The following is an 11,691-nucleotide window of genomic DNA, read 5'->3' as shown; positions in this document are numbered from 1 at the left end:
TCTCACCCCTTGAGTGCGCCGGAGGTGAGCCCTCGGGCGAACGAACGTTGGAACAGCAGGAACACCAGCACGGACGGCAGCAGCGCCAGCAACGACGCCGCCAGGACGACGCCCGGCGTCACGGCCGGGTCGATCCGCAGCGTCCGCAGCGCCAGCGGCAGCGTGTACGCCGACGAGTTCTGCGCCACGAGCAGCGGCAGCAGGTACTGGTCCCAGATCATCGTGAAGCCGAACACCCCGATCACACCGAGCGCCGGCTTGCACAGCGGCAGGATGATCTGCGCGAAGATCCGCAGCTCGCCGGCGCCGTCGATCCGCGCCGCCTCCTCGAGCTCGCGCGGCACGTCCTTCATGAACTCGGTCATCACCAGGATCGAGAACGCCCACGCGCCGAGCGGCACGATCATCCCGGCGAGTGTCCCCATCAGGTTGACGTGCAGCAGCGGTACGTCGGCCAGCACCAGCGTGAGCGGCAGCGCGAGGATCTCCTCGGGCAGCATCATCGTGGCGAGGATCGCGACCATCACCAGCGTCATCAGCGGGAACACCTTGCGGGCCAGCGCGTACCCCGCGAGCACCGACACCGCCACCTGCAGCAGCAGCCCGAATCCGACCACGAAGAACGAGTTCAGCAAGTACCGCAGTACGCCGTGGTCGAACGCGATCCGGAAGTTGTCGAGCGTCGGCGTCCTCGGCACGACGCTCAGCTGGGTCGGGTCCGACACGTGGTTGAACGAGCCGACCAGCAGCGCGAGCAGCGGGCCGGCGAAGACCGTGAACAGCCCCGCGTAGATCACGAACTTCGCGATCCGGGCGCCGACGCCCGTGCGCTCGGTGAGTCCGAGCGCGGTCTCGGTGGCAGCACTCATGCGGATCTCCTCCGTCGCAGCAGCTGGACGCACACGGTCAGCACGAGCGTGGCCGCGAACAGCAGCACCGCGCCGGCCGAGCCGACACCGAGCCGGCTCTGCTCCAGCCCGAGCTTGTAGATCAGCGTCATGACGACCTCGGTCGAGCCGTTCGGCCCGCCGTTCGTCAGCAGGAACACCTCGGTGAACGTCCGGAATCCCCGGACCGCGGCGAGCACGAACAGGATCGCGAACACCGGCCGCAGCCCGGGCAGGGTGACGTGCAGGATCCGCTGCCGGGTCGACGCCCCGTCCACCGTCGCGGCCTCGTACAGCCCGCGGTCGATCCCCGCCAGCCCGGCCAGGAAGATCATCATGTCGTACGGCGCCCCGCGCCAGATCCCGGTGACGGCGATCGAGGCGAGCGACGTCTGCGGGTCGTTGATGAACCCGGACGGACCGAGCCCGACCAGACCGATCACCTGGTTGATCAGGCCGTCACCGGTCGGGTGGTACATGATCCGCCACAGTTCGGCGGTCACGGCCAGCGGTACGACGACCGGCAGGAACGCGGCCGAGCGGATGAAGGTCAGCTTCCGGGTCTGGCCCTCGACCAGCAGGGCCAGGCAGAACCCGAGGATCATCGACCCGGCCGTCTGCCCGACCGCGAGCACGACCGTGTTCCAGGCCGCGGACCGGAAGCCGTCCGAGCCGAGTACCTCGGCGTAGTTCGCGCCGCCGACCCAGGTGTTGCCGAGGTACGGCCGGACGTCCTGGACCGACATCCCGATCGCCTGCGCCATCGGGATGAACTTGAAGTACAGGAACAGGATCAGCGCGGGTGCCAGGAACAACCACGGCACCCACCACTGCCCACTGCGCCGCCGGCTGAGTCGTTGACGACCCGCCGGCGGCTCGGCTCGTGCCGCCGGGGGCGCCGAGCCGGTCACCCGGGTCGCCTGGTGAACGCTCACGACGCGCCGATGCCCTGCTGGCTGAGTGCCTCGCCGAGCTTCTGGTCGAGCTTCTTCAGCTCGGCGTCCAGGTCCAGGCCGCAGTCGGCGATCAGCGCGTTCATCGTGTCCGCGGTGCTCTGCCGGACCGCGGTCCAGTTCGGGATCGACGGTGCGTAGCGCCCGTGCTCGCGGTACGCGTCGGCGTACAGCTTCCACCGTGGATCGGGGCGCACCGTCGTGACGTCGACGCTCTTGTTCACCGGCAGTTGCACGATGAAGGCCTTCTCGCCCTGCATGCCGAGCTTCTGGCCCTCGGCCGAGATCGCGAAGCCGGCGAACGCGTTCTGCCCAGCCTCGTTCTTCGAGCCGGCCATCAGGTAGACGCTGCCGCCCTCGGCGAGCACCGTCGCGTCCTTCGGGCCCTGGGGCATCGGTACGACGTCGTACTTGTCCTTGCCGAGCGAGCTGTCGAAGCGGGGCATCAGGTACGGGCCGACGACGTACATGCCGGTCCTGCCCGCTTCGAAGGTCTCGTTGGTCGGCGGGGTGTCCATCGTCGCCGCGCCGGGCTGGACGACCTTCGACCTACAGGCCAGGTCGCGGAACCACTTGGTGGCGGCCACCGACTCCGGGGTGGTCATCGCGGGCTTGAACTTGCCGTCGGACTGCTTGGCGATGAAGTCGCCACCGCCGGCCCAGAGGAAGTTCGAGAAGTACCAGGAGGCGTAGCCGCGCTTCGTGGAGCCGGGCACCGCCAGGCCGTAGGTGTCGGCCTTGCCGTTGCCGTCCGGGTCCTGGGTGGTGAAGGCCTTCGCCAGGGCGACCAGCTGGTCCCAGTTCGCCGGGGCGGTCTGGCCGACCTTCTTCAGCCAGTCCTTGCGGACCAGCAGCGCGGAGGCCTGTGCCGAGTACGGGACGCCGTACGTCTTGCCGTCCGCGGCGCGCGCGGCGGCGAGTGCGGGCTCGAGCAGTTGGTCGCTGCCCTTGATCGAGGCCAGGTCGACCTCGCGGACGATGCCCTGGGACACCATCGTGCCCAGCTGGGACGAATCGTTCATCACGATGTCCGGCAGGTCCTTCTGCGCCGCGCGCTGGGACAGCTTGGTCTCGAAGTCGTCGAAGATCGCCGTCACCTCGACCTTCTGGCCGGTCGCCGCCTCGAAGGCCGCGGCCAGCTTCTTCATGCCCTTCTCGCCGTCGCCGCCGGGCGTGGTGCGGGTCCACAGCTCCAGCGGGGCGGACGGATCCTGCTTCGCCTGCTCGGCACCGCCCGCACCGCAGGCCGCCACCGTCAGGGCGATCCCCACCCCTGCGGCCAGCACCTTGAATGACCTCATAGTCATGCCAGCTTCCTGTCGTACGAGAGGCCAGATTTGTACTTTTTGGGCCTCATTTCGTCGGAAGATAGCGCTTTCCGAGCGCAGGCGTCAATGACTCATCGGATCTCTCCGATGAGTCATGCCCGGCGTTGGTCAGCTCGGCACGACGGAACCGACGAAGGCTCGCACCTCGTCGGCGGTGGGGCGGGCGCCCGTGCGATCGGCGAACATCAGGTGGGTGGAGCCGATCAAGGTCAGGCCGAGTACGTCGACGTCGACGCCCGCCGCGATGCGGCCTGAGTTCTGCTCCGCGACCAGGTAGTCCCGCAGTACCCGGCCGGCCTCGGTGAGGATCGGCACGCCGGCGGGCACGTCCTGCCGCAGCCGGGCCCGCAGGCCGTCCCGGGAGATCGTCAGGCTGACGATCGCGACGGCGACCGAGCCGAACAGGTCGGTCAGCATCGTGGTCAGATTCTCGACCACACTCCCCTGCCCGGCTGATCCCAGCAGTGCTTCACCCTGCTCGTCCAGTCGCCGGATCCGATCCAGCACCAGCTCGGCCAGGAACCCGTCGAAGTCCTGGAAGTGCTTGTGCAGCACGCCTTTCGCGCATCCCGCCTCGGTGGTCACCGCCCGGCTGGTCAGCCCTTCGGGCCCCTCCCGGAGCAACACCCGCTCAGCCGCGTCGAACAGCTGCTCGCGAGCGTCCCGCATCGCGACACCAGTCGGCATCCGCACCGTCCCTTGACATGAATGGGCGAGCGCCCACTATCTTGGGCACATGCCCACTCTAGCTCCTGAACCGTCCTCCTCCGGCAGCGCCGAGCCGCATCGGCAGCGCGTGATGGCCGAGTCGTTCGGCCTCGACGCGGCGCTGTACGACCGGGCTCGGCCGCGGTACCCGGATGCGCAGATCGAGGCGATCGTCGCCTCCGCGCCCGGGCGGGAGGTGCTCGATGTCGGGTGCGGGACCGGGATCAGCTCGCGCCAGTTCCAGGCGGCGGGGTGCTCGGTGCTCGGGGTGGAGGTGGACGAGCGGATGGCGGCGTACGCGCGGAGTACCGGGGTCGAGGTGGAGGTGTCGGCGTTCGAGGCGTGGGATCCGGCCGGCCGGTCCTTCGACGCTGTCGTCGCGGGGATGACCTGGCACTGGATCGACCCGGCGGTGGGTGCGGCGAAGGCTGCTCGGCTGCTGCGCCCTGGGGGCCGTTTCGCGGCGTTCTGGTACGTGTTGCAGCCGCCGCCCGAGATCGGCGCGGCCTTCGCCGCCGTCTATCGCGACGTACTCCCGGACCACCCGGCCGCCACCCAGGCCGCGGCGTCACCGCTCGGCGCCTACGAGCAGTTCCTCGACCGGACCGCGGCCGGTCTCGACGGGTTGTTCACCGATGTCGAGCGGCCGACGTACCCGTGGTCCCGCACCTACACCCGCGACGAATGGCTCGACCAGCTCCGCACCAGCGGCATGGCCAAGCCGCTGGCCGACCTCGGCAAACTCGACGCCGTCCTGGAAGGCACCGCCACCGCCATCGACGCCGCCGGCGGCACCTTCACCCTCAACTCCCTCGCCGTAGCCCTCACCGCAACCCGCGCGTGAACGGGTGGAGGCGATCGCCAGGCCATCACAATCCGCCGCGAGCGCCCGCGCTCCACTCACGGCCGCGGCGCGCGGGCGATTGTGATGGCCTGGAGGTCGTCACCGCGACGGCGGTGTCGCACTCGGGTTGGTGCGGAGGCCGCCAAGGCCGCCCTGGCGGACGGTGTTCGCGGTGAGGGTGCCGTTCGCGGTTTGGCCGCTGACGACTACCTGTTCGCCGGCCTTCAGGTCCGCGGCCGTGCCCTTCGAGCTGATCTCGTACGTCGTCTCGCCGGTCAGTTTCACGGTGACGTTGCCGGACTGGGTCTTCACGACCAGCTCGGAGCCGCTGGCCGAGACCACCGTGCCGACCGTGGCCCCACCACCCTGCCCGCCGGCTTGACCCGGGCCGTTCTGGCCGCGAAACCCGCCGTATCCGTTGAAGCCGCGACCCGCCTGCGGCTGGTTCGTGGTGCTGTCCGACGCGAACGCCGCATGCAGCCCGGCACCACCTGCCAGACCGACGGCCAGCACCACGACCGCGGTCAGGATCGCCGTCGCCGGCGGCAGGTTGAGGGTCTTCTTCGGCTGCAGCGCCGCCTCGACCTCCTCGTCGGACCCGAGCTGCGCGAACTCGTCGGGTGTCTGGTTGCTCATGGAAGACCTCTCACTCACTCATGTCGTAGGGCATCGATGGGACGGAGGCCGGCGGCTCGGTGCGCCGGCATGCTGCCGAAGAACAGGCCGACCGCCGCGGACACGCCGAGCGCGAGCCCGATCGACGACGGCACCAGCGCCGGCTGGACGCCGGCCAACTGGAAGCGGGCGACGACCAGCGCGGCCCCGACCCCGACCGCGCCGCCGATCAGGCTGAGCAGCGTCGCCTCGATCAGGAACTGGCCGAGGATCGTCCGCCGCCGTGCGCCGAGCGCCTTGCGGATGCCGATCTCCCGGGTCCGCTCGGTGACCGTGACCAGCATGATGTTGGTGACGCCGATCCCGCCGACGACCAGGCTGATCGCGGCCACGGTCGCGAGCAGCGCGGTGAACGTCGCCGCCGTGTCCTGGCTGGTCTGCAGGATCTGCGCCGAGTTCGTGATCCGGAACGGCGACGTCTCGGTCGCCGGCACCTGATGCCTTGCCGTCAGCAACTGCGTGACCTCGGCCTGCGCGGTGTCGACCTTGTCCTTGTCCACCGCTTGTACGACGATCTGGCTCAGCGCGCCGTACCCGGCCTGCGTCGCGCGGAGCGTGGTGATCGGGACGACGGCGGTCGCGTTGGGGTCGTTGAACCCGGTGCTGTCCTTGCTCGCCAGGACGCCAAGAACCGTGAAGTCGACGGCGCCGAGCTTGATCGTCTGGCCGACCGCGCTCGCCGGCCGCGTGAACAACTCGGTAGCAGCGGTCTGCCCGAGCAGGATGACCCGCCGTGACGCGTCGACGTCGGCCTGCGTGAACGAGCTGCCGAGCTGCACCGGCGTGTTCGTCGCCGGCAGGTACTCCGGCGTCGTGCCGATCACCTGGTTGACCGTGTAGCTCGTGTCGCCGTTGGTCGCCGTACCGGAGCTGGTCATCACCGGGGCGACCGAGGCGACGTCCGGAGCGAGGTTCTTGTCGGCAAGCGCGGCGGCGTCTTCGAGCGTGAGGCTGTACTGCTGGTTGGCCGGTCCTGCCTGGCCCCGGACGAAACCGCCGCCGCCACCGGTCGTGGAGACCGTCAGCAGGTTCGTACCCATCGCCTCCAGGCGATCCTGCACGGCCTTGCCGGAGCCGTTGCCGACCGCAACCAGCACGATGACCGCGCCGACCCCGATCGACACGCCGAGCACGGTCAGCAGGGATCTGAGCTTGTTCGCCGTCAGGCCGCGCAGCGCGGCACCCAGCAGATCGCGGGGCGACATCAGCGCGTCACCTCGTCGGAGACGATCCGGCCGTCCGCGACCTGCACCAGCCGGCGCGCCCGGGCCGCGACCTCGTGCTCGTGCGTGATCACCACGATCGTCCGCCCGCCACGGTGCAGGTCGTCGAACATGCCCAGCACCTCGTCCGTCGAGTGCGCGTCGAGGTTGCCGGTCGGCTCGTCGGCGAGCAGGATCCGCGGGCCGGTCGCGAGCGCCCGCGCGATCGCGACCCGCTGCTGCTGACCGCCGGACAGCTGGTTCGGGCGGTGGCCGGTGCGGTCCGCGAGGCCGACCAGCTCCAGCGCTCTGTTGGCCCGCCTGCGGCGTTCGGCCCGGCGCAGGTGGGCGTAGGTGAGCGGCAGTTCGACGTTCGCGAGCGCGGTGGTGCGTGGGATCAGGTTGAACGACTGGAAGACGAATCCGATCTTCCGGCCGCGGACGAGCGCCTGCTGGTCCTCGCTCAGCCGGGCCACGTCGCTGCCGTCCAGCCGGTACTCGCCACGCGACGGTACGTCGAGGCAGCCGAGGATGTTCATCAACGTCGACTTACCGGATCCGGACGAGCCCATCACGGCGACGTACTCCCCCGCCTCGACCCGCAGCGACACGCCGCGGAGTGCGTGGACGGCGGTCTCGCCGTAGCCGTACGTCTTGGTGACGTCCCGGAGCTCGATCAGGGCGTCAGCGGCCACGGAAACCTCCGGCGCCGGTCCCCTGGCCGATCCCCGCTCCTGGAAGCTGGCCGCCGCCGGGCTGGCCTTGCCGGTTCTGCCCGTTCTGGGTCCCGATGGCGCCTTGCAGGAGCTCGATCTGGTCGCCCTCGTTCAGCCCCGAGGTGATCTGCGTGTAGCTGTCGCCGCGGACGCCGACCTGGACCTCCCGCGTCCCGCTGCCGTCGGCCATCGTGACGGTGTACGTCGTACCGCTGGTCGCGATCGCGGTGCTCGGGACATAGAGGGCGTCGGCGACCTTCGCGGTCTGGACCGTGACGTTCGCGGTCTGGCCGATCCGGGCGTTGGCCGGGAGCTTGGCGAGGCTGAAGGTGGCCGAGTACGACACGACGCCGTTGGTCGTCGTCGGGGTCGGCGACACGGACGCCAGCGCGGCGGTGAGCGTCGTACCGGGCTCGGCGTTCAGGGTGACGGTCGCGGTCTGCCCGGCCTTGATCTTGATCGCGTCCGCCTCCGCGAACGCGGCCACCACCTGCAGCGCCTTGAGATCCGCGATGTCGACGAAGCCGGAGCCGGACGTGGTGGTCGAGGTCGAGGCTGAACCTTGACTTGAGGTCGAGCCTTGACCGGACGTGCTGCCGGTCCCTGAACCTGAGCTGGACCCGCCGGCGACAGAGCCGACCGCGCCGTTGACCGCGGTGATCGTGCCGGCGATCGGAGCCTTCAGCGTGGTCGCGTCGACCGCGGCCTCGGCGGCCTCGACGTTCTGGTCGGCCTGCTCCTTGTCGGCCTTCGCCTTGGCCAGGCTCGCCTCGGCGTTGCTGACGGCAACTTCCGGACTCTGACTCTGACCCTGACCTTGAGACTGGGTCTGCTGCTGTTGACCGGCAGTCGGCGTCGGTGTCGGCGACGCCGAGGCCTCCTCGGCCGCCTCCAGCGCCTCCTCCGCGTCGCTGAGGGTCTCCTCGGCGGCGGTCACCGAGTTCGCGGAGGCGATCTGGTTCTGCTGGGCGATCCGCAGCTGCCGCTCGGCAGCGGCCGGGTCGATCTTCGCGATCGGTGTGCCTTTCGCCACAACCTGCCCGACCTTGACCAGCACCTGCGTGACCGTCCCGGACGTCTCGAACTGCGGTGAGGCGGTCTGCGAACTTTGCAAGGTGCCGCTCGAGCTGACGCTGGCGGTGACCTCGCCGCGCTGCACGGCCGCCGTCGGGCGGGTCGCACTGGCGGCCGGCGGATCCTTCCGGAAGAACAGGAAGTAGGCGGTCACGCCGATGACGAGGACGACGGCCACGAGGGCCACGTTCACGAAACTGAGGCCACGGAGCTTGTGGCGGGGTAGCACCATGGACGGTGAGGCTAGGGACGGATGCTGAGGAGGAGATCCTCGCTTCCTGGCAACCCGCTGTGAACCGGATATCGATTCGGTACGTCGTACGTCGGGTGGCCTGCGACACACCGTGCACCGTGAACACTCGATGACAGCGGGTCATGACGGTGTTGTCAGGTGCGTACATATGGCTCGGACATGCCAAAATGGGAATGATCCGGGCCGGCCGACCGTTGGCACGGATGACGATCTCGGAGGTTTGACATGTCTAATCGCGTACTGCGTGGTTCGGGGCTGGGTGGGGTCAGCTTCGAGGATGACCGTGGTGTCGAGTTCGCGCCGCGCCAGATGATCACGTACGACTGCCCCCGCGGCCACGTGGTCGAGGTGACCATGGCGCACGACGCCGAGGTGCCCGCGGTCTGGGAGTGCCCGCACTGCGGCAGCGAGGCCGCCCGCTCCACCGGCGAGAAGCCGGAGCCGAAGCAGGAGAAGCCCGCGCGGACGCACTGGGACATGCTGCGCGAGCGCCGGAGCATCTCCGAGCTGGAGGAGCTGCTGGCCGAGCGGGTCGAGCTGCTCCGCAAGGGCGAGATCGGCCCCGCGCACCTGCACCGGACCAAGCGCACCGCCTGATCCGCACCGGAGCCCTCACCGCAACGGCGCGGTGAGGGCTCTTTTGTGCTCTGGGTTGCCTAAAGTCTTTAGGTAATCTCATAATGAGTTATGGCAAGAGCAGGACTGACCGCCGACCGGCTGGCCCGGGCCGGCGCCGAGCTGGCTGACGAGGCCGGCTTCGACCAGGTCACCGCCTCGGCACTGGCCCGCCACTTCGGCGTCCAGGTCGCCAGCCTGTACTCCCATGTCCGCAACTCGGACGACCTCAGGACCCGGATCGCCACGGTCGCTCTCTCCGAGCTGGCTGACCAGGCATCCGCCGCCGTAGCCGGCCGCTCCGGCCACCGAGCGCTGACTGCCCTGGCAGACACCTACCGCAGCTACGCCCGCACTCATCCCGGCCGCTACACCGCCTCCCGCCACACCCCCGCCAGTCCGGGTGCGGAATACGTCGCGGCCGGGCGCAGGCATTCGGAGTTGATGCGGGCGGTCTTGCGCGGCTACGAGCTGGACGAGCCTGCGCAGACGGACGCTGTACGGCTGCTGGGCAGTGTGTTTAACGGCTACGCGTCACTCGAGCTCGCGGGGACCTTCGACTACAGCTCGCCGTCCAGCGACGAGAGTTGGCCGCGCATCCTCGCCGCTCTCGACTCCCTCCTCCGCACCTGGCCCGAAAGGCAGCCGTCGTGATCTCCGTTCCCCTCAGCCTCGATCTGTTCCGCGGTGCGCTCGACCTCGAGCACACCGGCCGCGGCGTGCTGCCGCACCGCCTCCCGGCCTGGGCGCGGGCGCAGTACGACGACGCGCAGCTGTCGATGGCCGAGTCGCAACCGACCGGCGTACGGCTGGTGTTCCGCACCGCCGCGACCGTGATCGAGCTCGACACCCTCCCGACCAAGCGGGACTACGTCGGCGCCCCGCCGCGCCCGGACGGCGTGTACGACGTCCTCGTCGACGGCCGGCTGGTGACACAACTCACGGCCGCGGGCGGCGACGTCATCACCATCGACCTGATGACCGGCGCGAGCACGACCGCCACCGGTACGCCGCAGACGCTGCGCGTCGACGGGCTGGCCGCCGTACCGAAGACCGTCGAGATCTGGCTGCCGCACGACGAGACCACCGAACTCGTTGCCCTGCGCACCGACGCGCCGGTCGAACCGGTCCAGGCCGGCCGCCGGCTCTGGGTGCATCACGGGAGCTCGATCAGCCACGGCTCCAACGCGACGCACCCGACCGGCACCTGGCCCGCCCTGGTCGCCGCCGAGGCCGGCGTGGAGCTGCTCAACCTCGGCTTCGCCGGGAGCGCGTACCTGCAGCCGTTCATCGCGCGGACGATCCGCGACACGCCGGCCGACCTGATCAGCGTCAAGCTCGGCATCAACATCGTGAACAGCGACAGCCTGCGCCTCCGCACGTTCACCCCGGGCGTGCACGGCTTCCTCGACACCATCCGCGACGGGCACCCGGAGACGCCGCTGCTGGTCGTCTCCCCGATCCTGTGCCCGATCCACGAGGACACGCCCGGACCGACCGGCTGGGACCTCGAGCGCCTCGCGGACGGCGAACTCCGGTTCACCGCCACCGGCGACCCCGACGAGATCCCGGTGGGCAAGCTCACGCTGTCCGTGATCCGCGCGGAGCTGTCCCGCGTCGTCACCCAGCGCGCCCTCACCGACCCCAACCTGCACTACCTCGACGGTCGTATCTTGTACGGCGAAGCGGACAACGCCGCCCACCCGCTCCCCGACGACCTGCACCCCGACGCCGCCACCCACACCACGATCGCCACGCGCTTCACCAGCCACGCCTTCACCCCCAAAGGCCCGTTCGCCTAGTCGGCCGGGTACTCGGCGCAGAGGCAGGCGACGCCGCGGTCGATCCATTCGGGGAGCCGCCAGTCGGAGTGCCGGCGGATCATCAGGTCGTGGATCTCGGCGGCGATGGTGGCCTCAGGCAACTTCGAGTCCCGGCGCCGCCAGGTTTCGTCGCGGAGTTCGGTCAGGTAGTCGCGGACCTCGGTGAGCAACTTGGAGTCGCCGACGGCGCCGTGGCCGGGCACCACGACCCGCGGGCGTTCCGAGATCAGGCGGTCGAGTACGTCGATCCAGCGGACGCCGGAGACGTCGACGTCGTGCGGCGGGAACCAGGGGAAGATCGCGAACTGTCCGGCCTCCACCAGGTCGCCCGCGAGCAGGAGGCCGGCGTCAGGGACCGTGACGACCTGGTCGCCCTTGCTGTGCGCGCGTCCAGTCGGGCGTAGCTGGACGGTCCGGCCGCCGAGGTCGAGCTCGTGCGTCCCGTCGTACGTGACATCCGGCACCGGGATCCGTACGTCGGCCAGCTCGCGCGCAACCGGCGCGCCGAGCCCGCGGAACATCTCGAGGTAGCCCGCCGCCTTGGCGTACGGGTAGTCGGGCATGCGCCCAGCCCAGCATCGCGCCGTACCGTCCGTCCAAGACTTCCGCGGTA

The 11,691-nt window shown here is 69.9% G+C and carries 13 protein-coding genes; 4 read left to right on the top strand and 9 right to left on the bottom strand.

Translation table 11 applies throughout. The features are described 5' to 3' along the window. Positions 1-2 precede the first annotated feature (2 nt). The 4 genes from ABN611_RS32370 to ABN611_RS32355 all read right to left on the bottom strand — a co-directional run bounded on the left by ABN611_RS32370 (position 3) and on the right by ABN611_RS32355 (position 3,855). The gene (locus ABN611_RS32370) at positions 3-869 is read right to left on the bottom strand and encodes a carbohydrate ABC transporter permease (protein WP_350276071.1); all 867 of its coding nucleotides are present in this window, start codon (positions 867-869) and stop codon (positions 3-5) included. Then, complete coding sequence (locus ABN611_RS32365) at positions 866-1,822, bottom strand: sugar ABC transporter permease (RefSeq protein ID WP_350276070.1); 957 nt, start codon at positions 1,820-1,822, stop codon at positions 866-868. The genes ABN611_RS32370 and ABN611_RS32365 overlap by 4 nt, the downstream gene beginning before the upstream one ends. Next, the gene (locus ABN611_RS32360; RefSeq protein ID WP_350276069.1) at positions 1,819-3,147 is read right to left on the bottom strand and encodes a sugar ABC transporter substrate-binding protein; all 1,329 of its coding nucleotides are present in this window, start codon (positions 3,145-3,147) and stop codon (positions 1,819-1,821) included. Before ABN611_RS32360 ends, ABN611_RS32365 begins: the two co-directional genes overlap by 4 nt. A 129-nt stretch (positions 3,148-3,276) precedes the next feature. Further along, positions 3,277-3,855 (bottom strand): TetR family transcriptional regulator, encoded by a 579-nt coding sequence (locus tag ABN611_RS32355; protein ID WP_350276068.1) that lies wholly within the window; start codon positions 3,853-3,855, stop codon positions 3,277-3,279. 49 nt (positions 3,856-3,904) lie between these two features. On the opposite strand from ABN611_RS32355, the gene ABN611_RS32350 reads away from it, so the two are divergent. After that, entirely contained in the window at positions 3,905-4,720 is an 816-nt protein-coding gene (locus ABN611_RS32350; RefSeq protein ID WP_350276067.1) for a class I SAM-dependent methyltransferase, read from the top strand. 99 nt (positions 4,721-4,819) lie between these two features. Here ABN611_RS32350 and ABN611_RS32345 read toward each other — a convergent pair whose 3' ends face one another. Genes ABN611_RS32345 through ABN611_RS32330 form a run of 4 tightly spaced genes read right to left on the bottom strand, consistent with a single transcriptional unit; the run spans position 4,820 to position 8,619 of the window. After that, the gene (locus ABN611_RS32345; protein WP_350276066.1) at positions 4,820-5,356 is read right to left on the bottom strand and encodes a hypothetical protein; all 537 of its coding nucleotides are present in this window, start codon (positions 5,354-5,356) and stop codon (positions 4,820-4,822) included. Positions 5,357-5,370: 14 nt separating this feature from the next. Further along, positions 5,371-6,600: an ABC transporter permease gene (locus ABN611_RS32340; protein ID WP_350276065.1), complete on the bottom strand. Its 1,230-nt coding sequence runs from the start codon at positions 6,598-6,600 to the stop codon at positions 5,371-5,373. Next, entirely contained in the window at positions 6,600-7,292 is a 693-nt protein-coding gene (locus tag ABN611_RS32335) for an ABC transporter ATP-binding protein (protein ID WP_350276064.1), read from the bottom strand. The genes ABN611_RS32340 and ABN611_RS32335 overlap by 1 nt, the downstream gene beginning before the upstream one ends. After that, complete coding sequence (locus tag ABN611_RS32330; protein WP_350276063.1) at positions 7,282-8,619, bottom strand: HlyD family efflux transporter periplasmic adaptor subunit; 1,338 nt, start codon at positions 8,617-8,619, stop codon at positions 7,282-7,284. The genes ABN611_RS32335 and ABN611_RS32330 overlap by 11 nt, the downstream gene beginning before the upstream one ends. Before the next feature lie 246 nt (positions 8,620-8,865). Here ABN611_RS32330 and ABN611_RS32325 point away from each other — a divergent pair, with 246 nt between their 5' ends. From ABN611_RS32325 to ABN611_RS32315, 3 genes are all read left to right on the top strand, one after another. After that, positions 8,866-9,237 carry an RNA polymerase-binding protein RbpA gene (locus tag ABN611_RS32325; protein WP_130448290.1) on the top strand — a complete coding sequence of 124 codons (372 nt, stop codon included), beginning with the start codon at positions 8,866-8,868 and terminating at the stop codon, positions 9,235-9,237. A gap of 90 nt (positions 9,238-9,327) precedes the next feature. Beyond that, complete coding sequence (locus tag ABN611_RS32320) at positions 9,328-9,909, top strand: WHG domain-containing protein (protein WP_350276062.1); 582 nt, start codon at positions 9,328-9,330, stop codon at positions 9,907-9,909. Next, positions 9,906-11,057 carry an SGNH/GDSL hydrolase family protein gene (locus tag ABN611_RS32315; RefSeq protein ID WP_350276061.1) on the top strand — a complete coding sequence of 384 codons (1,152 nt, stop codon included), beginning with the start codon at positions 9,906-9,908 and terminating at the stop codon, positions 11,055-11,057. Before ABN611_RS32320 ends, ABN611_RS32315 begins: the two co-directional genes overlap by 4 nt. On the opposite strand, the gene ABN611_RS32310 is transcribed toward ABN611_RS32315, so the two are convergent. Next, positions 11,054-11,641: an MBL fold metallo-hydrolase gene (locus tag ABN611_RS32310; protein ID WP_350276060.1), complete on the bottom strand. Its 588-nt coding sequence runs from the start codon at positions 11,639-11,641 to the stop codon at positions 11,054-11,056. The two genes, ABN611_RS32315 and ABN611_RS32310, sit on opposite strands and share 4 nt — an antisense overlap. Positions 11,642-11,691: the final 50 nt, after the last annotated feature.

Source organism: Kribbella sp. HUAS MG21 (genome assembly GCF_040254265.1).
Lineage (GTDB): Bacteria > Actinomycetota > Actinomycetes > Propionibacteriales > Kribbellaceae > Kribbella.
The sequence above is the reverse complement of the archived record's forward strand: the minus strand, read 5'-3'. Positions and strand labels throughout refer to the sequence as shown.